The sequence below is a fragment of the Vreelandella subterranea genome, from assembly GCF_900111305.1.
Lineage (GTDB): Bacteria > Pseudomonadota > Gammaproteobacteria > Pseudomonadales > Halomonadaceae > Vreelandella > Vreelandella subterranea.
On record NZ_FOGS01000001.1, the window covers coordinates 202,641 to 227,130 of the forward strand.

General features: G+C 61.0%; 18 protein-coding genes. 3 read left to right on the forward strand and 15 right to left on the reverse strand.

Annotated features, from left to right (window positions below):
• Nucleotides 1-15: 15 nt before the first annotated feature.
• The 8 genes from purU to BMX75_RS00960 form a co-directional block, all read right to left on the reverse strand.
• Nucleotides 16-882, reverse strand: a complete 867-nt coding sequence (gene purU, locus BMX75_RS00925; RefSeq protein ID WP_092824444.1) for a formyltetrahydrofolate deformylase — start codon at nt 880-882, stop codon at nt 16-18.
• Nucleotides 883-945: 63 nt separating this feature from the next.
• Nucleotides 946-1,608: a sarcosine oxidase subunit gamma gene (locus BMX75_RS00930; RefSeq protein ID WP_092824446.1), complete on the reverse strand. Its 663-nt coding sequence runs from the start codon at nt 1,606-1,608 to the stop codon at nt 946-948.
• Nucleotides 1,601-4,651: a sarcosine oxidase subunit alpha gene (locus tag BMX75_RS00935; RefSeq protein ID WP_092824448.1), complete on the reverse strand. Its 3,051-nt coding sequence runs from the start codon at nt 4,649-4,651 to the stop codon at nt 1,601-1,603. Before BMX75_RS00935 ends, BMX75_RS00930 begins: the two co-directional genes overlap by 8 nt.
• Nucleotides 4,648-5,007 carry a sarcosine oxidase subunit delta gene (locus BMX75_RS00940; protein WP_092824450.1) on the reverse strand — a complete coding sequence of 120 codons (360 nt, stop codon included), beginning with the start codon at nt 5,005-5,007 and terminating at the stop codon, nt 4,648-4,650. Before BMX75_RS00940 ends, BMX75_RS00935 begins: the two co-directional genes overlap by 4 nt.
• 14 nt (nt 5,008-5,021) lie before the next feature.
• Complete coding sequence (locus BMX75_RS00945; protein WP_066314860.1) at nt 5,022-6,272, reverse strand: sarcosine oxidase subunit beta family protein; 1,251 nt, start codon at nt 6,270-6,272, stop codon at nt 5,022-5,024.
• Between the two features lie 25 nt (nt 6,273-6,297).
• Nucleotides 6,298-7,599 (reverse strand): serine hydroxymethyltransferase, encoded by a 1,302-nt coding sequence (gene glyA / locus BMX75_RS00950; protein WP_092824452.1) that lies wholly within the window; start codon nt 7,597-7,599, stop codon nt 6,298-6,300.
• 232 nt (nt 7,600-7,831) lie between these two features.
• Nucleotides 7,832-8,866, reverse strand: coding sequence for a GlxA family transcriptional regulator (locus BMX75_RS00955; RefSeq protein ID WP_092824454.1), 1,035 nt, complete (start codon nt 8,864-8,866; stop codon nt 7,832-7,834).
• A 25-nt stretch (nt 8,867-8,891) separates the two neighbouring features.
• Nucleotides 8,892-9,998 (reverse strand): FAD-binding oxidoreductase, encoded by a 1,107-nt coding sequence (locus BMX75_RS00960; RefSeq protein WP_092825078.1) that lies wholly within the window; start codon nt 9,996-9,998, stop codon nt 8,892-8,894.
• 362 nt (nt 9,999-10,360) lie between these two features.
• Between BMX75_RS00960 and BMX75_RS00965 the strand changes: the two genes are divergently transcribed.
• Nucleotides 10,361-11,647 (forward strand): aromatic ring-hydroxylating oxygenase subunit alpha, encoded by a 1,287-nt coding sequence (locus BMX75_RS00965; protein WP_092824456.1) that lies wholly within the window; start codon nt 10,361-10,363, stop codon nt 11,645-11,647.
• A 60-nt stretch (nt 11,648-11,707) separates the two neighbouring features.
• Here BMX75_RS00965 and BMX75_RS00970 read toward each other — a convergent pair whose 3' ends face one another.
• The 7 genes from BMX75_RS00970 to fdhA form a co-directional block, all read right to left on the reverse strand.
• Entirely contained in the window at nt 11,708-12,559 is an 852-nt protein-coding gene (locus BMX75_RS00970; protein WP_092824458.1) for an ABC transporter permease, read from the reverse strand.
• A gap of 3 nt (nt 12,560-12,562) precedes the next feature.
• On the reverse strand, nt 12,563-13,816 hold the full coding sequence (locus tag BMX75_RS00975; protein WP_092824460.1) for an ABC transporter permease: 1,254 nt from the start codon (nt 13,814-13,816) through the stop codon (nt 12,563-12,565).
• Between the two features lie 91 nt (nt 13,817-13,907).
• Complete coding sequence (locus BMX75_RS00980; protein ID WP_092824462.1) at nt 13,908-15,017, reverse strand: extracellular solute-binding protein; 1,110 nt, start codon at nt 15,015-15,017, stop codon at nt 13,908-13,910.
• A 79-nt stretch (nt 15,018-15,096) separates the two neighbouring features.
• Nucleotides 15,097-16,236: an ABC transporter ATP-binding protein gene (locus tag BMX75_RS00985; RefSeq protein WP_092824464.1), complete on the reverse strand. Its 1,140-nt coding sequence runs from the start codon at nt 16,234-16,236 to the stop codon at nt 15,097-15,099.
• A gap of 289 nt (nt 16,237-16,525) precedes the next feature.
• Complete coding sequence (gene fdhF / locus BMX75_RS00990) at nt 16,526-19,354, reverse strand: formate dehydrogenase subunit alpha (RefSeq protein ID WP_092824466.1); 2,829 nt, start codon at nt 19,352-19,354, stop codon at nt 16,526-16,528.
• Between the two features lie 12 nt (nt 19,355-19,366).
• On the reverse strand, nt 19,367-21,085 hold the full coding sequence (locus BMX75_RS00995; protein WP_092824468.1) for an NAD(P)H-dependent oxidoreductase subunit E: 1,719 nt from the start codon (nt 21,083-21,085) through the stop codon (nt 19,367-19,369).
• Nucleotides 21,086-21,246: 161 nt separating this feature from the next.
• Nucleotides 21,247-22,437, reverse strand: coding sequence for a formaldehyde dehydrogenase, glutathione-independent (fdhA, locus tag BMX75_RS01000; RefSeq protein ID WP_092824470.1), 1,191 nt, complete (start codon nt 22,435-22,437; stop codon nt 21,247-21,249).
• A 287-nt stretch (nt 22,438-22,724) separates the two neighbouring features.
• Here fdhA and BMX75_RS18285 point away from each other — a divergent pair, with 287 nt between their 5' ends.
• The gene (locus BMX75_RS18285) at nt 22,725-23,396 is read left to right on the forward strand and encodes a sodium:solute symporter family transporter (protein ID WP_281244491.1); all 672 of its coding nucleotides are present in this window, start codon (nt 22,725-22,727) and stop codon (nt 23,394-23,396) included.
• Nucleotides 23,393-24,475, forward strand: coding sequence for an SLC5/6 family protein (locus tag BMX75_RS18290; RefSeq protein WP_281244492.1), 1,083 nt, complete (start codon nt 23,393-23,395; stop codon nt 24,473-24,475). The genes BMX75_RS18285 and BMX75_RS18290 overlap by 4 nt, the downstream gene beginning before the upstream one ends.
• Nucleotides 24,476-24,490: the final 15 nt, after the last annotated feature.

Below are 24,490 nucleotides of genomic sequence, written 5' to 3' on the forward strand. Positions count from 1 at the left end.
GTTGTCATTATACGACTAGCGGTCAAAAACCACGGTGCGATTGGCATGCAGGAAGACACGTCGCTCCACATGGAGGGTCACCGCCCGGGCGAGCGTCAAACACTCGACATCCCGCCCCTTGGCTACCAGGTCTTCCGGGTAGTCGGTATGGCTGACGGGCTCGACCCCTTGGGTAATGATAGGCCCTTCGTCGAGGTCATCGTTAATATAATGAGCCGTTGCGCCCACCAGCTTGACCCCCTTCTCGTAGGCTTGATGATAAGGGCGAGCCCCCTTGAAGCCGGGCAGCAGCGAGTGATGAATATTGATTGCCTTACCCGTTAACTTTTGACACATGCTGCTCGAGAGCACCTGCATATAGCGGGCGAGAATAACCAGTTCAGCCCCGGCAGCCTCTATTTCTTCCCAGACCTGTGCTTCCTGCTCTGGCTTGGTTTGCGGGGTAATCGGTAGATAGCGGTAAGGAATGCCATGCCATTCGGCCAGGGGCGCCAAATCCGGGTGATTGGAAACAATCGCGCGGATATCGATGGGCAGTTGGCCTATGCGGTAACGGTAGAGCAAGTCGTTGAGGCAGTGATCCGCCTTGGACACCATGATCACCACCGGTATACGCGTCTCGGGTGCCGTCAGCTCGAAGCTCATCGCAAAGTCAGCCGCCCGTTCGGCGAACGCCGACTGAAAGGCGTCGGCATCGAACGTCTCGTCCTCGGGACGAAACTCGGTGCGGATAAAAAAGCGCTCGCTGAGCCGGTCGTCAAATGACTGTTGTTCGGTGATGTAACAGCGTTGTTCTTTTAGAAAACGCGTCACAACGTCGACGGTGCCAAGCCGACTTGCACACTGAGCCGCCAATATCCAACGGTTATTTTTATCTTGCATAGCAGGTTCTCCCTCCCCCTCAGTGAGGAAAAGTTGAGGCCGGCATTTGCCGACCTCAACTCATCAGTCATCAACGCCGATGGCATACTCTTGGCCCGCATCCAGCAGCCAGCGATACAGGTAATCGGCAAAGCTGCGGCGCAATACCAGCTCCCAGCGGTCCTCGGCAGGACGCCGCAGGATCAGGTTACTTTTGGCAAAGACCGTGGTCACACCCTTGCCCACCGGGAATCCCGCCGGGTGCACGTCGTAGGGCGTCGATTTCATCAGAAGCTCAGTGGCGGCCTCGCCTTCGAGCTCAAGCAGCGTCTGACCGCCGCTGACGTTGACGATGGCATAGTGGGCATCGCCCAGCGCCTCGCGCAACTTGGCTTCCAGAGAAAACTCTTCGCCACCGGGGACGATGACGAGCCACTCGTCCGGCGAGAGCCACTGGGCAGAGCGTTCGCCGCTTGGATCCTGGTTGAGGGTATTGGGGCGCGCCGGCAGGCCAAAGCCGAGCACCTGCCGGACCGCTTCATCAAGCACAATAGCACCGCCGCGCAGCACCACATGGCCTAACATGGCGCGCTCGCGGATCACCACGCGGCTGCGCTGTGAAACCCCAGGATGCCCCGTGTGATGGTACGACCAGGCCAACGGGGATTCCGCCGGCACCTCGGTGGTAGGGCGAACATCGTACATATTGATACCGGTTGCCGTGGTTGCAGATGTATGTTCAGACATGCTGACGCTCTCCCTTGGGGTCGTAAAAGACGGGGCTGACGATTTCGGCGGCATGGGTCTTGCCATCGACCATCGGCAAATAGACGATCTCGCCCATCCGCTGATGCCCGCCTTTGATCACCGCCAGTGCAAAGCCGCTTTCGAGTATCGGGCTGTAATAGCTGGACGTTACATGGCCCACCATCGGCATGGGGATGGCGTGATCAGGGTCAAACACGATCTGCGCGCCTTCTTCCAGCACAACCGAGGGGTCCTTGGGCATAAGCCCGACCATCTGCTTGCGATCCACGCGCCGCGTATCCGAACGGGTCAGGGCTCGCTTGCCGATCCACGGAAAAGGCTTGTCGTAGCCCACCGCCCACTGCATGCCGAGGTCTTCCGGCGTGACCGAGCCATCCGTCTCCTGTCCTGCAATGATCAGTCCCTTCTCGGCCCTGAGCACGTGCATGGTCTCGGTGCCGTAGGGAGTCAGATCGTATTTTTCACCGTGCGCGAACAGCGTCTTCCAGACATGCAGCGCATAGTTGGCCTGCACATTGATCTCGAAGGACAGCTCGCCCGTGAAGGAGATACGGAAGACCCGGGCGGGAACATCGGCCACCGTGCCTTCGCGCCAGTCCATGAATTTGAAGGTCTCGCGATCCAGGTCGATATCGGTGATCTCGGCAAGCAGCTTGCGCGCCTCAGGACCGGTGACCGTGATCGTCGCCCAATGGTCAGTCACCGAATTGAAATACACCTGCAAGTCGGGCCATTCGGTCTGGTGCCACAGCTCCAGCCACTCCATCACACCCGCTGCACCGCCGGTGGTAGTGGTCATCAGGAAGTGGTTCTCGCCCAGGCAGCTGGTGGTGCCATCATCCATCAGCATGCCGTCGTCCTTGCACATCAGGCCGTAACGGACCCGCCCAGGCGCCAGCTTGGCCCACTTGTTGGTGTAAACCCGCCCCAGGAACTCGCGGGCGTCCGGGCCCTGGATATCGATCTTGCCCAGCGTCGAGGCATCCAGAATGCCGACCCCCTGGCGGACCGCCAGGCACTCTCTGGCCACGGCGTCGTGCATCGATTCTGTCTTGCCATTGACGGTTCGTGGAAAGTACCAGGGGCGCTTCCACTGACCGACGTCTTCAAACTCGGCCCCTTGCTCCACATGCCACTGGTGCATGGCGGTATAGCGCTCGGGGTCAAAGAGGTCACGGCAGTGACGGCCCACAATGGCGCCAAAGGTCACCGGCGTATAGTTGGGCCGGAACACGGTGGTCCCTACCTCCGGGATCGTTTTACCCAGGCAGCGTGCCGCAATGGCCATGCCGTTGATATTGCCAAGCTTGCCCTGGTCGGTGCCAAAGCCCATCGCGGTATAGCGCTTGACGTGCTCGATGGATTCAAATCCTTCCCGCGTCGCCAGCTCGATCGCTGCCGCCGTCACGTCGTTCTGCATATCCACGAACTGCTTGGGGCCGCGCAGGGTCGGTTTTTCATGGGGCACCTGGTACAGCGCGCAGGCGGCACCCTGCCGGTAGGTGTTGACCTGTGGCAGCTCGACAGGCGTTGCCGCAAAGCCCAGCGCCGATAGCGCCTCAGCCGCTGCAGAACAGCCATTTGCCAGGCCATCCGCGAGCTGATGAAAGCCCCGCACGCTGCCCGCGGCATGCACGCCTTTGACCAGGCTGGGCACAAAACCGAGGATCTCGTCGTTCCAGGTTGGCCGTGCTCCGGTATGCGACGCCAGGTGAATCGCCGGGCTATAGCCGCCGGAGCTGGCGATGGTGTCGCAGGACAAGGTGTCTGAGGAGCCGGTCACCTTGAAGGTTTCCGCATCGATGGTGGCGACGCGGGCGCCGGTCACTCGGTCGCTGCCCTTGGCTTCCAGCACGGCGGCGCCTTCGATAATGCGCACACCGCGCACCCGGGCCTGTTCGACCAAGTCACCTTCAGGGGCCTTGCGGGCATCGACAATGGCGACCACTTCACGGCCGGCATCGAGCCAGTCCAGGGCCGCGCGGTAGGCGTAATCGTTGGTGGTCGAAAGCACCAGCTTGTTGCCGGGTACCACGCCATAACGACGAATGTAGGTGGACACCGCACCCGCGGTCATGTTGCCCGGCACATCGTTATTGCCATACACCAGAGGCCGCTCATGGGCACCTGTCGCCAGCAGCACTTGCCCGGCCCGCACGCGGTGCATGCGCGAACGGCTCGGCCGCTGCCCATCGGTGAGCGGCGCCGTCTCGCCAAGGTGCTCGGTGCGCCGCTCATGCAGCGTGACAAAGTGATGGTCGTGGTAACCATTCGCCGTGGTACGCGGCAGCAGGGTGACGTTCGCCATCTGGGCAAGCTCGCTCACGACGCCCTCGACCCAGTGGTGGGCCGGTTGGCCATCGAGCTGTTCGCGGCTATCGAGCAGCGAACCGCCCATTTCTTCCTGCTCATCGCACAGGATCACACGAGCACCGCTTCGCGCCGCCGTCAGCGCCGCGGACAACCCTGCCGGACCGGCACCCACGACCAGCAGATCGCAATGCTGGTTGAGGTGATCGTAATGATCCGGATCGCGCTCCATCGGGCTGCGGCCAAGCCCCGCTCCTTTACGGATGACCTTCTCGTAGGTCATCCACATGGAAGCAGGTGCCATAAAGGTCTTGTAGTAGAACCCCGGCGGCATAAACTGTCCGCCAAGCTTGCCGACCAGGCTCATGACATCCCGCTGGACGTTCGGCCAACCGTTGGTACTGCGCGCCACCAGGCCATCAAAAAGGGCTTGTTGCGTGGCCCGCACGTTGGGCACCTGGGCGGCTTCGGTGCTGCCTAACTGCACCAGGGCATTGGGCTCTTCAGCCCCCGCTGCGACGATCCCCCGGGGCCGTGAATACTTGAAACTGCGGTTGACGATGTTCACCCCGTTGGCGAGCAGCGCCGAGGCCAGGGTATCACCGGCATGGCCCTGGTATTGCTTGCCATTGAAGGTAAAGCTCAACGTTTGGGCGCGATCAATTCGCCCCCCTTCGCGAACACGATTCGGCTGTTTCAGCGACTGGCTCATACGTGAACTCCTTCCTGGCGCGACGGCTCTTGTTGTGCGTCATTGAGCTGATCGGCGGGCTTGCCCTCGGGGTACTCCGCCGTAAAGCGCGGCTGCTCGCCCATGGGGTAGGTCTCAAGAATCTCGTAGGTCACCGTGTTACGCGTGACATTGAAGAACTTGCGACAGCCGATGGCGTGCACCCACATTTCATGGTGGATGCCGCGCGGGTTATCACGGAAAAACAGATAGTCGCCCCACTCTTCGTCGCTGCAGGCGTCGGGGTCTGCTGGCCGTGTGATATGAGCTTGGCCCTTGGGATGAAACTCCTCTTCTTCGCGGAGCTCTTCGCAATAAGGGCAGTAAATATGCAACATGGTACTGACTCCGTTTAGTGGGCCACGCCTGCGGCGCCGTGCTCGTCCACCAGCGCACCGGTGTGGAAGCGATTGATAGAGAACGGCGCCGCAATGGGATGCGCCTGGTTTTTTGCCAACGTCCAGGCGAACACATGGCCTGATCCCGGGGTAGCCTTGAAGCCGCCGGTGCCCCAGCCACAGTTGAAGTACAACCCCTTGACCGGTGTGGCGGAAAGGATCGGGCACGCATCCGGGCAGGTATCCACAATGCCGCCCCATTGGCGATTCATGCGCACCCGCGAAAAGATGGGGAACATCTCGATCACCGCCTGCAGCGTGTGCTCGACGGTCGGGTAGCTACCACGCTGCCCGTAACCGTTATAGCCGTCGATGCCCGCACCAATGACCAGGTCACCCTTGTCGGTCTGGCTGATATAGCCATGCACGTGGTTGGACATGACCACTGTGTCCAGCACCGGCTTGAGCGGTTCGGACACCAGGGCCTGCAAGGGGTGAGATTCCAGCGGCAGCCGGAAGCCTGCCATCTTGGCGAGTACGCCCGAATTGCCCGCGGCCACGCAGCCCACGGTTTTCGCTTCGATATCACCGCGATTGGTATGCACGCCATAGATACGGCCATCGCGAATCTTGAAGCCGGTTACCTCGGTGTTCTGCAGAATATCCACGCCCAGCGCGTCCGCCGCCCGGGCAAAGCCCCAGGCCACCGCGTCGTGGCGTGCCACGCCCGCCCTCGGCTGCCATGAGGCGCCCAGGATGGGGTAACGGGCATTTTTCGAGCAGTCCATCACCGGCACGATGGCCTGGATCTGCTCCGGCGTGAGTACCTCGCTGTCGATACCGTTCAGGCGGTTGGCGTTGACCCGGCGCTGCACATCGCGCATGTCCTGGAGCGTGTGGGCCAGGTTCATCACACCACGCTGGGAGAACATCACGTTGTAGTTGAGATCCTGTGATAGCCCTTCCCACAGTTTCATGGAGTGCTCGTAGAGCGCCGCCGACTCATCCCACAAATAATTGGAACGCACGATGGTGGTGTTACGCGCGGTATTACCGCCACCCAGCCAACCTTTCTCGACCACGGCAACATTGGTAATGCCGTGCTCCTTGGCAAGGTAGTAGGCCGTGGCCAGGCCGTGGCCGCCACCGCCGACGATCACCACGTCGTACTGCTTCTTGGGGGTGGGGTTACGCCACTGGCGTTCCCAGTTCTCATGATGGCTCAGCGCGTGCTTGGCCAGCCCGAATCCTGAATAACGTTGCATGGTTGTCTCCTGATTCGTAATGGCGTTACAGCGCCGTCTCGGCCGCTACTTGGGGTTCGCGGCTCTCGCCATAAACCGGATGGCGCTCGCACAGCGCGGCGACCTTGTCACGTACTTCGCTTTCCACGGCGTCTGTGTTGCCGCGCTCGGCCAGCACGTCGAGGATGTCGCAGATCCAGCCGGCCAGTTCCGCACACTCCGTTTCATCGAAGCCACGCGATGTCGCGGCGGGCGTGCCGATACGCAGCCCCGAGGTGACGAAGGGGCTTTCCGGGTCGTTGGGCACGGCGTTCTTATTGACGGTGATATGCGCCCGACCCAGGGCCGCATCCGCATCCTTGCCGGTGACGCCTTGCTTGATCAGCGACAGCAGGAAGAGGTGATCATCGGTACCGCCGGAGATCACATCAAAGCCGCGCTCCATGAACACATTCGCCATGGCACGGGCGTTGTTAATCACACGCTGCTGGTACTGCACAAAGTCCTGGCTCATCGCCTCCTTGAAGGCGACCGCTTTAGCGGCGATCACGTGCATCAACGGCCCACCCTGCTGGCCCGGGAAGACGGCGCCATTGAGCTTTTTGTACAGCGCGGCGTCGCCGTGATCGGAAAGAATCAGCCCGCCCCTCGGGCCGCGCAAGGTCTTGTGCGTGGTCGTGGTGACGACATGGGCGTAGGGAACCGGGCTCGGGTAGTGACCGGCGGCCACCAGACCCGCGACATGGGCCATGTCGACCATCAGCCAGGCACCGACTTCGTCGGCGATGGTGCGGAAACGACGCCAGTCGACGACCCGCGAATACGCCGAGAAGCCGGCAATGATCATCTTCGGCTGGTGCTCACGTGCCAGACGCTCGACTTCTGCATAGTCGATTTCGCCGGTTTCCGGAATCAGGCCGTACTGCACGGCATGGTAATGCTTACCGGAAAAGTTGGGCGCGGCACCGTGGGTCAAGTGCCCCCCATGGGCCAGGCTCATGCCCAACACCGTATCGCCGGGCTTGATGAGCGCCATGAAAACCGCCGCATTGGCCTGGGCGCCGGAGTGCGGCTGAACATTGGCATATTCAGCACCAAACAGGTCGCAGGCACGACTGATCGCCAGCTGTTCGACCACATCCACATGTTCGCAGCCACCGTAGTAGCGCTTCCCCGGATAGCCCTCGGCGTATTTATTGGTGAGCACCGTGCCCTGCGCCTCGATCACCGCCCGGCTGGCATAGTTCTCGGAAGCAATCAGTTCGATATGCGCTTCCTGACGCGCTACCTCATCAGCGATGGCCGCCGAAATCTGGGAATCGAAGTTGGCAAGTGTGGAAGGGTTCATAAAAGTCTCCTGTTGTTATCGGCAGCTGCGACATGGACGATCTGGTTGCTGAAGTGACAGCCGGTTGAGCCGGGTATGCCAGTGCGTTCGCTGACTACTATTAATACGCAAGGCTCGCTGAAATAAATTGAACAAATGCGACATATTTCATGAACGCCCGGCACGTAAAACAGCAACCCATTGTTCGACCGACGGTTTTAGGGGGCTTCCCAGGCGGCCTGAGAAAGCCACCTCAGACCGCCAGGCGGCCATCAATATGAAGAAAGAAAGGATCGACCTGATCATTGCCAGGCGAGCCAGCACGTTTGCGCATTTCCGACGGCGTCATATTGAAGGCGGTACGGAAATGGCGTGAGAAATGGGCCGTATCGGCGAAGCCGCAGCGCTCACCTATCTCGGTAATGCTTTTGCCGGTGTAATGCAGTAGCCAGGCGCCGTAGCGAAGGCGCAGATCCCGCGCGAATTTCTGGGGGCCAACGCCCAGAACGTCGCTGAAGCGACGCTCCAGGTTGCGGCGGGATGTCCCCACCCGCCCGGCCAGCTCATCCATCGAGATGATCTCCCCGAGGTGCTGCTCGAGCACTGCGATGGCACGGCGCACCAGCCGGTCGTCGACCTTGCCGAATACGACGGGTTGAGGTTGGGGATGGGCGCCTTTTCGGGCTTCATCAAGCAGCATGATGTTCAGGCTCTTCATCGCCCACGCCTTACCCAGATGCTTTTCTACCAGGTAGCCCGCCAGGTCCGCCGCGGCGGCTCCTCCGGCACAGGTGATCCTGTCGCCATCGTCGATGAACAAGCGATCCGCAACAGGCTCTGCACCAGGAAAACGATGGTGCATGTCGCGATGGTGATACCAGCTGATGCAGCAGCGACGCCCCGTCATCAAACCCGCTTGAATCAGGGCGAATACGCCCGTACACACGCCAATCAATGGCACATTCACCTTTGCCGCCTGACGCAGGTAAGCGAGGGCGGCGCTATCGGTGGCGTCCTGTTCCTCCTGGACGCCGCCGATCACCACGATGTAGTCAAACTCACCGGGGTCGCGAAACGCCTCACAGGGTGAGATCGTCGCGCCACAACTGGAGAGTGCCGCCTGCCCACCACTGGTCATGAAATGCCAGTGGCAACGTAGCTGGCGGCTACGGTCGCCTTCGTCGGCGGCCAGGCGCAGGCAGTCGACGAAGGCGGCGAATGGAAAGAGCGTAAAGCGGTGCAAGAGCACAAACCCAATGGCCAGTGGCTTGTTCGGCAGCGTCGTCATCAGCGAATACACCTATCATGTGCCACTAGAAATCCACGATTAAGTTGCCCTTCGGACGACTACAGCAAGACAGGATGTAGCCATCTTCAATATCCTCTTCGGTAATCCCCCCGTTATGCTCCATTTCCACTTCGCCCGACTTGATCGCGACCCGGCAAGTGCCGCAAATCCCCATACCGCAGGCCTTGGGAATATGCAGGCCAAGCTTCGCCGCCGCCGAGTGAACCGTCTCTTCGGGCTGGATGCGGACACTTTTGCCCGTCGACGCAAACTCGATGCTGTGCAGTTCGCTGGTATCGACGTTTTCGGCTTCGACCTCGGCCTGCTCGGCCAGCTCGCGCACATCCTCACGAACGTCGAGCGGCGTGGCGCCAAACAACTCCTCGTGGTAGTGATTCATGTCGAAGTTGTTGGCACGCAGGATGTTCTTGATGGCATTCATGTAAGGGGGTGGGCCGCAACAAAAGATCTCCCTTTCCATGAAGTCCGGCACCATCAGCTCGAACAGCGGCTGGGTGAGATAGCCACGGTAGCCCGCCCAGGCCTCGCCGATATCCTCCTTGCTCTCGCAAATGATATGCAGCTTGAACTCAGGGATGCGCGAAAACATGTGCACCAGCTCGCGGTGATAAATCACATCGCGAGGGGCGCGGGCACTGTGCACGAATTCGACATCGACGCTGGCATTGGTATCGAAAAGCCAGCGGGTCATCGACATCAACGGGGTAATGCCAACGCCGCCCGACAGAAACAGCACCTTTTCAGCAGGGTAATCGATCGAGTTGAAATCGCCGACCGGCCCATGCACGACCAGTTCGTCGCCGACCTTTAAATTGGCATGCAGCCAATTGGAGACCTTGCCCCCCGGAATCTGCTTGACGGTGATCGAAAAACTGTAAGGGATGGAGGGGGAACTGGAGATCGTATAGGAGCGCATGACCGACTCATTGTCGATCTCGAGCTCCAGCGTCACGAACTGCCCCGGCTTGAAGAAGAACAGCACCGGCTGCTCGGCCATGAAGCAGAAGGTGCGTACATCCTGGGTTTCCTGGATCACCTTCACGCAACGTACCTGATGTCGGCCGTTGGTCCAGGTTTGGGTCGTGACCGGATTGAAGTAGTTAGTTGTCATTTTCGCCTCTGCCTGACCAGCCTTCATCGCTATGCATCACTCAACCGCATTCTTCATGCGGCCAGTACCGTTGAGCTGCATTTTGGGGACGCGCCTGCCAACCGACTTACCTGACAGCGACGCGCGCTTACCTCGTGACACTCTTTATCGTCTGCAAATCGCTTTTTTAGTCGTCGCTACATCACCTGATGTCGCGGCTGGATAACCGGCAGGGAGGTGCCTGCCACACAATCTGTCACTCGATGCAGGTCGGGTATGAACAAAGCGCCAGGTTACGCGACAGAACAACAAGATTGAGCAATCTTGACTAACGGCCGACTCGCAGCCCTTGAGGGGGAGCAGTGGTTTACGAGGATACTGGTATGGAAAAACATGTGCTGAATACAATGGAAGACCCACTTGCCGCGGCTCGTGAGTCAACGGTCGAGATGCTGCAGACAAGAAAGCGCACCTTTTCGCTTCCGCAGCCGTTTTATAACGACGCCCGCCTGTTCGCGCTTGATATGCAGGAAATTTTCGAGAAAGAGTGGCTGTTCGCCGGGATGACGTGCGAGATACCCACCAAGGGTAACTTCATGACGCTGGACGTCGGTGATAATCCGATCGTCATCGTGCGCGGCGGTGAGGGCACGATTCATGCTTTCCACAATGTCTGCCGCCACCGCGGGTCACGGCTTTGCACAAAGGACAAAGGCAAGGTGGCAAAACTGGTTTGCCCCTACCACCAGTGGACCTACGAGCTTGATGGACGCTTGCTGTTCGCCGGGAGCGATATGGGCAGCGACTTCAACCTTGATCAATTTGGCCTCAAGCCGGTCCATGTACGCACGGCGGGTGGCTTCATCTTTATCAACCTAAGCGATGAACCGCCCGCCATGGACGAGTTCCTGGAAACGCTCGAGCATTATCTTGAGCCGTACCAGATGGACAACGTCAAGGTCGCCACGGAGTCGAGCATCGTCGAGCAAGCCAACTGGAAGCTGGTGATTGAAAACAACCGCGAATGCTACCACTGCAACGGCGCGCACCCTGAGCTGCTGAACTCGTTGCAGGAATTTGATGACACCGACGACCCCCGCGCCACGCCCGCCTACAAGGCATTGGTGGCGCGCAAGCAGGCAGATTGGGATCGTGAGCAAGTCCCCTACCAACTGAAGCGCTTTGGCCAGCGTAACCGCATGACGCGAACCCCCATGCTGGATGGCATTGTCTCGATGACGATGGATGGCAAGCCCGGCTGCGACAAGTTGATGGGCCGCTTGCCCAACGCCGATATGGGGTCGCTGCGCATCCTGCATCTGCCCAATTCCTGGAACCATTTCATGGGTGACCACGCCATCGTTTTCCGCGTGCTGCCCCTTGGCCCCCAGAAAACCCTGGTGACCACCAAGTGGCTGGTGCACAAGGATGCCGCAGAAGGCGTCGACTACGACCCCGACCAGCTTCGCCGGGTGTGGGACGCGACCAACGACCAGGACCGTCAACTCGCCGAAGAAAACCAACGGGGCATCAACTCCAAGGCCTATCAGCCCGGCCCCTACTCCGAGACCTATGAGTTCGGGGTGATCGATTTTGTCGACTGGTATGCCACCCGGATGCTCGAAAACCTGGAATACGATACGCCTTCGCTGCAATTAGCCCAGGGGTGAGAGCATCAGATAGCCATCAAACTGTATTAAGGGGGCCTAGGTGCCCCCTTTTTCTTGTGCTTAGCCGGGTGAGAGCCCCCGCAGTCGTTCACCGCGGCGACGCAGCAGCTCAAGGGTGGTGAGCAGCAGCATCGAGAGCAACACCAGCAGGGTGGCCACGGCGAGAATCGTCGGGCTGATCTGTTCGCGAATGCCCGACCACATCTGGATCGGCATGGTGCGCTGTTCAGGGCCTGCAATGAACAGCACCACGACCACCTCATCGAAGGACGTGATGAAGGCGAACAACGCTCCCGACACCACCCCCGGCGTGACCAGTGGCAGCACCACCTTGAAGAAGGTGCGTGTCGGGTTGGCGCCGAGACTATGCGCGGCACGGATCAGCGTCGTATCGAAACTCGATAGCGTCGCGGTCACGGTGATGACCACGAAGGGAATACCCAACGCCGTATGGGCCAGGATCACACCCAGGTAGGTCTGAGCAAGGTTGACCTTGGAAAAGAAGAAGAACATCGCCGCCGCGGAGATGATCAGCGGCACAATCATCGGTGAGATCAACAGCGCCATGATCGCGCCACGTGCTGGCATGTGGCGACTCGACAACCCCAGCGCCGCCACGGTTCCCAGCACCGTAGCTAGAAAGGTGGAGGCAATGCCAATGATGAAGCTGTTCTTGATCGCATTGAGCCATGCGCTCGATGTGAAGAAGTCCTGATACCAACGCAGCGAGTAGCCTGCCGGGTCGAAAGTCACCATTTCCTTGCTGAAGGTGAAGTAGGGCTCGGCATTGAACGACAGCGGGATAATGATCAGTAGCGGCCCGACCAGAAACAGGAAGACCAGCCCGCAGATACCCAGGAAAATGTAGTGCCAGATGCGCTCGCCACGGGTGGCGTAAGAAGGAATGGCCATCGTTTACCCCAGCTTGACCTTGTCGACGCCGATCAGGCGATTGAATACCAGATAACAGATAATCACCACGAACAGCAGGATCGAGGCGATGGCGGCTGCCAGCCCCCAGTTGAGCGATGTCTGCATGTGATACGCGATGTAATTGGTGATGAAACGTCCCGACTGCCCGCCCACCAACGCCGGCGTGATGTAGTAACCGATCGACAGGATGAACACCAGAATGCCGCCAGCAGCGATGCCGGGAATCGTCAGCGGAAAGTAGACCCGGCGGAAACTGAGAAACGGCTTGCCCCCAAGTGAGCGTGCCGCACGCATGTAGCTTGGCGGGATGGTCTTCATCACCGAGTAGAGCGGCAGGATCATGAACGGCAGCAGGATGTGCGTCATGGCGATAATCGTGCCCATCTTGTTGTGGATCATCTGCCAGCGCGCCTCATCGGCAATCACGCCGAGGGCCACCATGACGTCATTGAGCACGCCCTGGGACTGCAGGATGGCAATCCAGGTAGTGGTGCGCACCAGCAGCGAGGTCCAGAACGGCAGCAGCACCAATATCATCAGCAGATTGGAATGGCGCATCGGCAGGTTCGCCAACAGAAAGGCCACCGGAAAACCGAGCACCAGCGTCAGCCCGGTGATGACGGCGCTCATCCACAGCGTTCGCCAAAACAACGTGGCGTGGATCTGCATATGTTCCGGCACCTTGACGATCTCGCCGTCCGGACTCAACTGGCGGTCGATGGCCGACAGGTAATACGAAATCGTATAGGGAGACGCCTCGCGCTTGATCAGTTTCCAGGTATCGAGCTCCCCCCAGGTATCATTCGTCTCGATAAGGGATTCGCGATAGGGCGGCTCCAAGGAGCCAACGCGGCGCGCCGTCCGACTGATGGTCGAGCGCATACCCGACTTTTCATAGTTCAGGCGGCTGGACAGCAGTCCAAGGTTGCGTTCCTGCTGGCCCTGGCGGAGGTCCTCGGCCAAAGCGGCAAAGGCGGCTTCATCGGGTAACGACTCACCATTCCAGCCTTCCAGCGCTGATACGGTACGCGGTAGATGGGTAGACACCTCAGGATTGTCGACGCTGCGCCACAGCATCTCCAGGATGGGCATCACGAAGGCGATAATCAGGAACACAAGCAGTGGCGCAACCAGTAACAGCGCCTTTATTCTCGAGCGTCGTACTGCACGACGCAAACTGACCTTGAGCGGCACGCCATCAGCCGTTCTCAAAGGAGCTGCAGAAGATTCGGACACTTAGGAACTCTCCATCAGGCGAAAGAAGCGATCAGCGATGATCGGCTACCGACATGCCGCCGCCCGGTTTTCACCGGACGGCGGCAGCACCTTACTGGGACAACCAGGCGTTGAAACGCTGGGTCAGTTCATCGTTGTAGTCGGCCCAGAACAGGTCGTCTTTTTGCAGTGCCGTTTCAAAGTTCGGACCGTAGGTCGGCATGTGCGGCGTCATCTCGATACCGGTTTCGGCATGAGTAGACACCAGCTCAGAGGATGACTTACGCGCCGGGCCATAGGAAATGTACTGGGCCTGGTCGGCAAGACGCTGGGTATCAGTGGCGAAATGGAGATAATCTTTCACCTTGTCGAGCTTGCCAGTCGGCACGACCCAACCGTCCAATTCGAACACCTGGGCGTCCCAGATAATTTCGAAGGGCTGATTCTCGGAGACCATGGCGTTGAAGATCCGGCCGTTGTAGGCAGAGGCAAAGGCGACTTCCTGATCGGCCAGCAGCTGTGGTGGCTGGGCGCCCTCTTCCCACCAGATCACCTCGTTCTTGATGGTATCGAGCTTATCGAAGGCACGCTGTACACCTTCTTCGGTCTCGAGCATGGCGTAGACTTCCTCGCGGTCGACGCCATCGGCGATCAAGGCCCATTCCATGTTGTTGATCGGCTTGCGCAGCAGGGCCCGCTTGCCGGGATAGTTTTCCAGATCGAAGACATCCTCGATGGTGCTGGGCTGGTCGTCCTCGGGGAACATCTCGCTATTGAAAGCGACGATATTGGAATAGACGATGGAGGCCACGAAGCAGTCGCCCAGGGCGCCATCGACGAAGTCCTCGCTGGGCGGCGTGCCATCCGGGGCGTCGGCCAGCAGTTCGTCATGGTCTAGCGGTTCGATCAGGCCTTCGTCGCAGGCAATCATGGCGTCGGCGGGCAGCATGTCGACCAGATCCCAGGTCACGTTACCAGCCTGGGACTGAGCGCGCAGACCGGCCAGGGCGTTACCACTCCGGTCGATATTGACGATCTCGTCGCCGGTCTTCTCCATCCACGGCTTATCGTAAGCCTCGTGCTGACTCATGCTGTAGGCACCTCCCCAGGACACAATGTTTAGCGTCTGCTGGGCATGGGCGCTGACCGCCACGGCGAGTGCCGAAATCCCCAGGGCAGCGACACCGGTCTTGGCAATGCGATTATTGATGCTGATTTTCATAATCATTCTCCGTTTATTGTAGCCATCGCCGCCGACATCATGAGATGCCGAGTAACGGCGTACTTGACTGCCGTCCGGCTCATGCATCCAGCGCGCGGCAATCGTCGCTCGACCAGCCGACCTGAATACGCTGGCCAGGGCGCATCTCCCCACACCCTTGGGCGTTGGGCGTTTTCAAAATGAAGTCATCGTTACCACACACCGACACCCGCGTGCGCAGATGGTCGCCAAGGTAGATAACCTCCTGCACCGTGGCGGTAAACTGGTTGTCGAAACGCTCTGCGGCATCGTCACGCAGTATGCTGACCCGCTCGGGGCGCAGCGATAGCGTCGTTCGCGATCCCACGCCACTCACCGCCACCGGCTTGGCAATTACTGTATCGCCGCTATCGAGTCGCACCTTGCAGTCATCGCCGATACGCTCGCTGACCTCGCCGACCAGTCGATTGTTCTCGCCGATGAAATACGCCACAAAGGCATTCTCTGGTCGTTCGTAGAGCTCATCCGGGGAGGCCAACTGCTGTACGATACCGTCGTTGAAGACCGCGATACGATCGGACATGGTCAGTGCTTCGGTCTGGTCGTGGGTAACGTAGATCATGGTCACGCCGAGGCTCGCGTGAATCCGCTTGATCTCGTACTGCATTTCCTCACGCAGGTTCTTGTCCAGCGCGCCCAGCGGTTCATCCATCAGCACCAGCTCAGGCTCGAACACCAGCGCCCTGGCCAACGCCACACGCTGCTGCTGGCCACCAGAGAGCTGTGCCGGGCGACGGTCGCCGAACTCCTCCAAACGCACCATGGCCAGTGCCTTGTCCACCTTCTCCTTGATCTCGGCCTTGCTGAGATGGCGTACTTCAAGCGGGAAAGAAAGGTTTTCGGCCACTGTCATGTGCGGAAAAAGCGCGTAGTTCTGAAAGACCATGCCAATGCCACGCTTATGCGGCGGCAAGCCACTGATCGGCTTGTCTTTCAGCAAAATCTCACCGTGGGTGGGGGTTTCGAAGCCTGCCATCATCATAAGGCAGGTGGTCTTTCCGGAGCCTGAAGGCCCCAGCAGGGTGACGAACTCACCCTTGCGGATGTCAAGGTTGAAATCCTTGACGACCAACTCGATACCGTCGTAACTCTTTTGAACATTGACGAAGCGGGCAAAACACGACGATGCGTCTGTCGTCACTGCCGTTTCCACCCCAGCCTCTGCAAGGGTCTCGTTCATGCAAATTCCCCGTTATAAGTCCTGTTGCGTCAAGGCGAGCGCATAATCTGACGCACGCCTCCACAACCTTATTGATTTATATTTTTCCTAATGCTTGTTAAGAACAATACGGTGAGCATGTAGCGCATGACAATTTTCGTGGGGACAATTAACGTTGAATATCAACACGTCACAGGTGCAGCAAAGTCGACTACGGCGCTTTGTTAAACGTCGAGACATGACAGCGCCCATGGAGGATTCCTCCATGGGCGGGGAGAGCGAGTCAGGAAAGTGAGTGAAACGTGACCGATCAGGCCGCGTCCGCGGGACTCAACCGGCAGGCGGCATATTTGAACTCCGGAATCTTGCCAACCGGGTCCAGTGCCGGGTTTGTCAATAGATTGGCCGCGGCCTCCCCATAACAGAAGGGCAGGAAGACCATGCCTTCTGGCATGCCGGGATCGACCCGCGCCTTGAGCGTAACGGACCCTCGCCGGGTGGCAATGGTCAGGTCGTCGCCCGGCGCCATTCCCAGCCTGGCAAACTCAGCGGGGGCCAGTGTCGCCGCCGCCTCTGGCTCCAGGTCATCCAGCACCTTGGCGCGGCGCGTCATGGAACCGGTATGCCAGTGCTCCAGTTGGCGGCCGGTGGTCAATACGGTTGGGTAGTCATTGTCCACCGGCTCATTCGGCGGCAGTGGCCGGGTGGGCGAGAATTTCGCCCGCCCGCTGGCGGTGGGAAAGGCCTCTGAAAAGACCACGTCAGCGCCCGGCGCGTCCTCCGCCGAGCAGGGGTAGGTGACCGACTGCTCGCACTCCAGGCGCTCCCAGGAGATATTGTCCAGCGAGGCCATGCCTTGCTGCATCTCGGCGAAGACGTCCCGCGGGTGCTGGTAGTTCCAGTCCAGGCCGAATCGCTTGGCGATCTCCTGGGTAATCCACCAGTCCGGCTTGGCCTGCCCCGGCAGCGGCAAGGCCGCGCGACCCATCTGCACCTGGCGATTGGTGTTGGTCACCGTACCGTTCTTCTCGGGCCAGGCGGAGGCTGGCAGGATGACATCGGCAAACTGGGCGGTCTCGGTGACGAAGAGGTCCTGCACCACCAAGTGTTCCAGCTTGGCAAGGGCCGCCCGGGCGTGGTCGAGGTCCGGGTCGGACATCGCCGGGTTCTCGCCCTGAATAAGCATGCCGCGAATGGTGCCCGCGGCGATAGCGTCCATGATTTCCACCACGGTAAGACCCGGCGTAGGGTCCAGTTGGGTATTCCACAGCTCCTCGAAGGCCGCACGCACCTGCGCATCGCTGACCGGCTGGTAATCCGGCATCACCATGGGGATCATGCCCGCATCGGAGGCACCCTGAACATTGTTCTGGCCACGCAGCGGGTGCAGACCGGTGCCGGGGCGCCCGGTCTGGCCGCAGGCCAGCGCCAGCGAGATCAGGCCGCGGGCGTTGTCGGTGCCGTGGGTGTGCTGGGAGATACCCATGCCCCAGAAGATCATCGCCCGCTCGGCGGTGGCGTACAGCCTGGCCACTTCGCGGATGGTCTCGGGTTCGACACCGCACAGGCCGCTCATCGCCTCGGGGGTCATGTCCACCGTGTGCGTCTTAAGGGCCTCGAAGCCCTCGGTGTGCTCGGCGATATAGGCGCTGTCATAGAGCTCTTCACTGATGATCACATTGAGCATGGCGTTGAACAGCGCCACGTCGGCCCCCGGCGAGAAGCGCACGCTCCGGTGGGCGTAGGCGTCCAGCGCCTGGCCACGGGGGTCGAGGATCAACAGCTTGGTGCCGCGCTTGGCCGCCTGCTTGAAGAAGGTGGCCGCCACCGGGTGGTTGGCCGCCGGGTTGCAGCCAATAAGGATCACCACATCGGCCTGGCTGGCCTGCATGAAAGAGGCGGTCACGGCACCGGAGCCAATGCACTCCATCAGCGCCGCCACTGAACTGGCGTGGCATAGCCGGGTGCAGTGGTCCACATGGTTGGAGCCGAAGCCGGTGCGCACCAGCTTCTGGAACAGCCACGCCTCTTCGTTGGAGCACTTGGCGCTGCCGAAGCCCGCCAAGGCGTCCGAACCATGGGCGGCCTTGAGGTCAACAAGCCCCTTGGCGGCGAAATCCAGCGCTTCATCCCAGCTGGCCTCACGGAAATGGGTCAGGGGCTGGGCGGGGTCGAAGTCCGGGTCGAGCCCTTTCGCCACGCCCTCCCGGCGAATCAGCGGCACGGTAAGCCGCGACGGATGACGCGGATAATCGTAACCAAAGCGCCCTTTGACGCACAGGCGATTCTCGTTGGAGGGCCCTTCGCGGCCCTCCACATAAAGAATCTCGTCGTCCTTGATATGGTAGGTAAGCTGGCAGCCCACCCCGCAGTAGGGGCATACCGAGTCGACCTGGCGATCGGCCGCGGCGGAGTCACCGTGGCCCGCCTCATCGACCACGGTGGCGGGCATCAGGGCGCCGGTGGGGCAGGCCTGAACGCACTCGCCGCAGGCCACGCAGGTGCTGTCGCCCATGGGGTCGTCGAAATCGAAGACGATCTTCGAGGCCGCGCCGCGGTGCGCCAGGCCGATAACGTCGTTGACCTGCACTTCGCGGCAAGCGCGCACACACAGGTTGCACTCGATGCAGGCGTCGAGATTGACGCTCATGGCAGAGTGGCTATTGTCCTTCGTCAGTGCGTCTTTACGTGGCGCCACATGATGCACGGTGGGCGCCTGTCGCTCGTCGCGCCTGGGCAGCTTGCGGCGTACCGCCGTGGCATCGATGGCCAGCTGGTCGGCCATGGCCCAGAAATGACTGGAACGGTCGGGACTGTCTTCGCGGGATGGCTGGTCGACCAGCAGCATCTCCATGACCCCTTCCCGGGCCGTGCGCGAGCGCTCGGAACTGGCGCTCTTGACCACCATGCCTGGCGTCGCCATGCGCAGACAGCTGGCGGCCAGGGCGCGCTCGCCCTCTATCTCCACCATGCAGGCCCGGCAGTTGCCATCGGCGCGGTAACCGCTGGCGTCCTTGAAACACAGGTGCGGAATGGTCTCGCCAGCGCGCTTGGCGACCTGCCAGAGGCTTTCACCGTGGTACGCACTGACGTCAACGCCATCCAGCGTCAGAGTAAAGGCTTGCTCGCTAGTACTCATGCTCATGCTCCCTTACCCCTTGATAATCACATTCTGGGCGGCCAGCTCGCCGCGGAAATCCTTGAGCAGCCCAAGCACAGGGTTGGGGGCCGCCTGGCCGAGGCCACAAATGGAGGCATCCATCATCACCTGGGAAAGACGCGTCAATATCGCGGCGTCCCATTCGTCACCCTCGAGCAGGGTCAGCATCTTCTCGGTGCCTACCCGGCAGGGGGTGCACTGGCCGCAGGACTCATCGGCAAAAAAGGCCAGCAGGTTGGTGGCCACCGCACGCAGGTCGTCCTGGTCGGACAGCACCATGACCGCCGCCGAGCCGATAAAACCGCCGTGCTCCTGGAGGGTATCGAAGTCCAGTGGAACATCGGCCTTCGACGCGGGCAGGATACCGCCAGAGGCGCCGCCGGGCAGGTAGGCCACCAGGCGATGGCCATCGGCCATGCCCCCGCAGTACTCCTCGACCAACTCGTTGAGGGTGATCCCCGCCGGTGCCAAATGCACGCCGGGGCGCTTGACCCGGCCCGAGACCGAGAAACTGCGCAGCCCGACACGGCCGTGTCGGCCCTGGCTGGAAAAGGCCTCGGCACCACGCTGCCAGATCAGCGGAATCCAGTAGACGGTCTCGACATTATTGACCAGCGTTGGTCGGTCAAAGAGCCCCTTCTGGGCCACGAACGGCGGGCGGTGGCGGGGTTTGCCCGGTTTGCCTTCCAGGGACTCGATCATCGCCGACTCTTCGCCGCAGATATAGGCGCCCGCGCCGCGGCGCAGCACGATATAGCCAGGTGCCACCAGACCCGCGGCCTCCATCTCGCCAATGGCCTCGCGCAGCACGCCATGCAAGGCCGGGTACTCATCGCGCAGGTAGATATACAGCGCCTCGGCGTCGACCGCCCAGGCGCTGACCAGCGCCCCTTCCAGAAACTGGTGCGGCGAGCGCTCCAGATAGTAGCGATCCTTAAAGGTGCCGGGCTCGCCCTCGTCGGCATTGATGGCGCAATAGCGGGGCCCGGCCTCCTGGCGCACGAAGTACCATTTCTTGAAGGTCGGAAAGCCTGCACCGCCCAGGCCACGCAGATTGGCCTGCTGCATCGCCTCCATCAGTTCGTCTACCGTGACATCGCCTGCACGGCAGGCCTGAAGCAATGCCAGGCCACCCTCGCCGCGATAGTCGTCAAGGCGCTGCCAGTTGACGGGCTCGGGATGGAAATGCCCTTCCTCGATCACCGACGCGACGCGCGCCTGGGTGGCAGACAACACATGATGATGCCCCACCTCGGCCACCGGCGCCGTGTCGCAGCGCCCCATGCAGGGTGCTCTGAGAACACGCACCTGCTCGATATCCATGCTGGCTGCCAACTGTGCTTTCAGCGCCTCGGCGCCAGCCAACTGGCAGGCGAGAGAGTCGCAAACACGGATGGTCACCGCCGGCGGCGGCAGCTGGTCATCGTGGATGACATCGAAGTGGGCATAGAAGGTAGCGGTCTCATAGACGGCCGCCATGGGCAAGTTCATGTAGGTCGCCAGGGCACGCAGCTCCGCCAGCAGCAGATGGCCCCGAGCGTCCTGAATGGCATGCAGGTGTTCGATCAGCAGGTCCCGGCGGCGCAGCGTGGCATCCTTTCGCTCGTCGCCCAATAGGTCACGCAACCCCTCAAGGAGACTGGGATCGAGATCACGGCCACGGGGCTTGCCACGGAAGCGGCGCTTGGGGGTCACGGTCTGGACGGTCATGGGTTACTCATTATTATCTTGATAGGGATGGTGCCGAATGCACAAAGACGGCACCCTGCGGGCACCGTCTAGGGCGGTACTGTCTATCACACCCCCGCTTTCAGGCAGCGGCGGTCTGTTTCGCAGCTATTGCGTTCATCAGCGGCTCAGTCAACGCGTTCTCAGGCCACACTGCCATGGGGATCGATGACGAATTTCTTGGCCGCGCCACCGTCGAAGTCGGCATAGCCCTGGGGCGCCTGATCCAGGTTGATCATCTGGACATTGACCGCATCGGCGATGTTGACCTTGCCAAACAGGATAGCCTGCATCAGCGGGCGATGGTACTTCATCACCGGACACTGGCCGGTATGGAAGCTGTGGGATTTGGCCCAGCCGAGGCCAAAGCGCATGCTTAAAGCACCCTGCTGGGCCGCCTTGTCCTCCGAACCGGGGTCTTCGGTTACGTAGAGGCCCGGAATGCCGATCTGGCCGCCCGCGCGGGTCAGCGACATTGCCGAGTTGAGCACCGTGGCAGGCGCTTCCTTGCCGTGGTTGCAGCCGCAGGCGTGGGCCTCGAAGCCGACGCAGTCGACGAAGGCATCGACTTCACGCTCGCCAAGAATCACCTCGATCTTGTCGGCCATGTCGCCGTCCTGGGTCAGGTCGATGGTCTCGCAGCCAAAGCTGCGCGCCTGGGCCAGGCGCTCTTCGATCATGTCGCCGACGATCACGCAGGCCGCGCCCAGCAGTTGGGCGGAAACCGCCGCCGCCAGCCCGACGGGACCCGCTCCGGCGATATAGACGGTGCTGCCTGGGCCGACACCGGCGGTCACACAGCCGTGGAAGCCGGTGGGGAAGATATCGGAGAGCAGGGTCAGGTCCTTGATCTTCTCCATGGCCTGATCGGCATCCGGGAACTTCAGCAGATTAAAATCGGCATAGGGCACCATCACGTATTCGGTCTGTCCGCCGACCCAGCCGCCCATGTCCACGTAGCCGTAGGCGGCGCCGGGACGCGATGGATTGACGTTGAGGCAGATGCCGGTCTGGCCGGACTTGCAGTTGCGGCAGCGGCCACAGGCAATATTGAACGGCACCGAGACCAAGTCGCCCGGCTTGATAAATTCAACGTCGCGACCGGCCTCGACCACCATGCCGGTGATTTCGTGGCCGAGTACCAGGCCAGGCTGGGCAGTGGTGCGGCCGCGAACCATATGCTGGTCGCTGCCGCAGATATTGGTGGTGACGACCTTGAGAATCACGCCGTGCTCGCACTTGCGATTGCCAAGGGCAAGTTCGGGATAAGCGATAGACTCAACGGCGACCTCACCCGGCCCCTTGTAGACGACTCCGCGATTGGCTGCATTCATGGCTGGCTCCTGTGGATTATTATTCTGCTCGATAGAGTGAATTGCGCTTATCCAGCCTATCTCCTCCGCCTTCCGGAACTTGCTCAGCAAAGGCATTCACATATCTATTCGAGACATCCCTGCCAAGACGATACTCGAAGGGCTCCATAGCTCGGCAGTTACTTTTATTGCCTTGGCAGATGTTTGTCGTAAACGCTCTATCCCTTGTCGCTAGCAGCAATGAATACGCTGTCACTTCAACGCATTATCCACTCTTCTACAAAGTCAATAACGTCACGGTAGCCTTTATGATCTATACCACCGCAATACTGTTGAGCCTGGTCGGCTATTTTGTCATCGGCCATCTGGCCGGACGACGCGTCAAGGGGCTGGATGACTATCTGGTCGCCGGTCGCAATGCGCCTACCTTCTTTATCCTGGGCACGCTGGTGGCAAGCTACCTGAGTACCAGCGCCTTTCTCGGCGAAACGGGCTTTGCCTACCAGGGCTACCCGTTCGTCATGCTGATTTTTGCCGCGGTGAGCACCTCGGGCTGCCTGCTGGGCGCGCTGGTGTTCGGCCGTTACCTGCGCCGCAGCGGCGCCAAGACCGTGCCGGAGTTTTTTGGCAAGCGCTTTGCCTCGCGGCGCGTTCAGGTCATTGCCGGGCTTACCACGGTGTTCGGCCTGGGCGCGTACCTGCTGGGGGTCATGCAGGGTGCGGGCATCATGTTCGCCGAGCTGACCGGCATGCCCTACTGGGTGGGGCTGGTGCTGGTGTGGGCGACCTACACCGGTTTTATTCTGTATTCGGGCTCGCCCGGTGTGATGTTGACCGACACCGTCATGTTCGTGATCTTCTCGCTGGCCGCAGTGGGTGGGTCGCTCTACGTGATCCACGACCTGGGTGGCTGGAGCGGCGTTGTAGAGGGCCTGCTGAGCCAGACCGACAAGCCCGGCATTGCCCTGTGGCAGAGGTGATCGAAGGACCTGATGCCAGCTTCTCCTCCCCCGGCGAGGCGCTCGTCTGGGGGTTGACCCTGGGCCTCGTCTGGGCGGCGGTGCTGGCGGCCAGTCCCTGGCAGTCCAGCCGCTACCTGATGGCGCGTAACGAGCACGTGGTGATGCGCTCGGCCATGCTGACGGCGGTGGCGCTCGGCGTCTTCTATGCGCTGATGATGATGACAGGTGCGGCGATCAATCTCTACGACCCGACCCTCGACCCTGAACGCTCCATGGTCTGGGTGGCGCTCAATATCCTGCCCGCCTGGCTTGGGGTGGTCATTCTGACCGGGGTATTCGCGGCCGGACTGTCGTCCTGCTCGACGTTCCTATCGATCATCGGCTTTAGCCTTTCCAACGATATTCTGCCCGCCTCGCTGAACGAAAAATCGGCCTTGCGCAAGAGCCGGTTCGCGGTACTTGCAGCGGGGCTGATCGCGCTGGTGCTGGCGCTCTTCCAGCCACCGGCGGTGATGGCGGTGGTCTGGTTTGCCGCCACGCTGTTTGCCTCTTCCTGGGGGCCGGTGGCCCTGATGAGCATCTGGAGTCGGCGGATTACCGCCGCCGGGGCCAGCTGGGGCCTGGCGGTGGGGTTTGTCGGCAACCTGGCCCTGTCGCTGATGGTGCAAGCCGAGTGGGTCAGCCTGCCGGTTTATCTGCACCCGGTGCTGCTGAGCACGCTGATGGCACTGGCCGCCATTATACTGGCCTCCGCCCTGACCCGCGTCAGCCCAGCCGAAGCCGATTACCGGGCCTCCCTGCATGAATTCGATGCCCGGGCACTGAGCGGCTGGGTGTCCGGCACCCGTTGGATCGCGCTATGCACCATGCTCTCGGGGATCGCCATCGGGCTGTTCTTGTGGCAAGAATACGCGGTCACCCTGGCGGGCTACGCCGAGCGCTTCGGGCTCTCCGCCGGCGCGGTGCAGGGCGGCTACCTGCTGGCGGTCGGCTGCGGCGGTATGCTGCTGCTTGCCGGTGCCGTCGGCTACCGGGTGGTGCGCCCCCACCCCCAGAACGCCGCTGCGGCGCCTGCGGCCAAGGTCGACACCCCCTAGGCACAGGAAAATCAG

Bases quoted from the DNA above. Each gene is read 5' to 3' on its own strand.
- BMX75_RS18285 (WP_281244491.1), top strand. From the start codon at position 22,725: ATGATCTATACCACCGCAATACTGTTGAGCCTGGTCGGCTATTTTGTC.
- BMX75_RS00945 (WP_066314860.1), bottom strand. From the start codon at position 6,272: ATGCAACGTTATTCAGGATTCGGGCTGGCCAAGCACGCGCTGAGCCAT.
- BMX75_RS00965 (WP_092824456.1), top strand. From the start codon at position 10,361: ATGGAAAAACATGTGCTGAATACAATGGAAGACCCACTTGCCGCGGCT.
- BMX75_RS00980 (WP_092824462.1), bottom strand. From the start codon at position 15,017: ATGAAAATCAGCATCAATAATCGCATTGCCAAGACCGGTGTCGCTGCC.
- purU (WP_092824444.1), bottom strand. From the start codon at position 882: ATGCAAGATAAAAATAACCGTTGGATATTGGCGGCTCAGTGTGCAAGT.
- BMX75_RS00930 (WP_092824446.1), bottom strand. From the start codon at position 1,608: ATGTCTGAACATACATCTGCAACCACGGCAACCGGTATCAATATGTAC.
- fdhA (WP_092824470.1), bottom strand. From the start codon at position 22,437: ATGAATGCAGCCAATCGCGGAGTCGTCTACAAGGGGCCGGGTGAGGTC.
- BMX75_RS00985 (WP_092824464.1), bottom strand. From the start codon at position 16,236: ATGAACGAGACCCTTGCAGAGGCTGGGGTGGAAACGGCAGTGACGACA.
- BMX75_RS00960 (WP_092825078.1), bottom strand. From the start codon at position 9,998: ATGACAACTAACTACTTCAATCCGGTCACGACCCAAACCTGGACCAAC.
- BMX75_RS00940 (WP_092824450.1), bottom strand. From the start codon at position 5,007: ATGTTGCATATTTACTGCCCTTATTGCGAAGAGCTCCGCGAAGAAGAG.
- fdhF (WP_092824466.1), bottom strand. From the start codon at position 19,354: ATGAGTACTAGCGAGCAAGCCTTTACTCTGACGCTGGATGGCGTTGAC.
- BMX75_RS00935 (WP_092824448.1), bottom strand. From the start codon at position 4,651: ATGAGCCAGTCGCTGAAACAGCCGAATCGTGTTCGCGAAGGGGGGCGA.
- BMX75_RS00970 (WP_092824458.1), bottom strand. From the start codon at position 12,559: ATGGCCATTCCTTCTTACGCCACCCGTGGCGAGCGCATCTGGCACTAC.
- BMX75_RS00955 (WP_092824454.1), bottom strand. From the start codon at position 8,866: ATGACGACGCTGCCGAACAAGCCACTGGCCATTGGGTTTGTGCTCTTG.
- glyA (WP_092824452.1), bottom strand. From the start codon at position 7,599: ATGAACCCTTCCACACTTGCCAACTTCGATTCCCAGATTTCGGCGGCC.
- BMX75_RS00995 (WP_092824468.1), bottom strand. From the start codon at position 21,085: ATGACCGTCCAGACCGTGACCCCCAAGCGCCGCTTCCGTGGCAAGCCC.